Here is a 587-nt window from a genome sequence, read left to right as displayed (position 1 = left end):
AGGAAGGAGGATTTATCTAAAATGCTTGAAGAATTAAAAGAAAGAGTATATAGGGCAAATATGGAACTTCCTGAAAAGGGATTGATATTGTATACATGGGGAAATGTGAGCGGAATAGACAGGGAAAAAGGACTGATAGTAATAAAGCCAAGCGGAGTGGAATACGAGAATATGAAAGCTTCTGATATGGTAGTGGTAGATCTTGAAGGAAATGTAGCGGAAGGAGACTTGAAGCCATCATCAGACACAGCGACTCATATAGAATTGTACAAGGCCTTTGAAGAAGTAGGAGGGATAGTTCATACCCACTCAACATGGGCAACAATATGGGCGCAAAGCGGAAGGGATATAAAGGCATACGGGACAACACATGCAGACTATTTCTATGGCTCGATTCCCTGTACAAGAAAGATGACAACAGAAGAGATAGAAGGTGAATACGAAAAGGAAACAGGCAAAGTGATAGTAGAAACATATAAAGAGAGAGGGCTGAATCCTTTGTATGTACCGGGAGTATTGGTAAACAGCCATGGACCGTTTACATGGGGGAAGACACCGGAAGAAGCGGTACATAATTCAGTGGTATT

General features: G+C 41.4%; 1 protein-coding gene. It reads left to right on the top strand.

Annotated features, from left to right (window positions below; all coding sequences use genetic code 11):
* Positions 1-21: 21 nt before the first annotated feature.
* Positions 22-587, top strand: a 566-nt coding sequence (gene araD, locus NK213_RS17935) for an L-ribulose-5-phosphate 4-epimerase AraD (RefSeq protein ID WP_253351758.1), incomplete at its 3' end; no start/stop codon positions are given.

Origin of the sequence: Sebaldella sp. S0638, assembly GCF_024158605.1 — a bacterium.
GTDB lineage: Bacteria > Fusobacteriota > Fusobacteriia > Fusobacteriales > Leptotrichiaceae > Sebaldella.
Note: the sequence above shows the minus strand (reverse complement) of the source record. Positions and strands in the feature narration are given on the sequence as shown.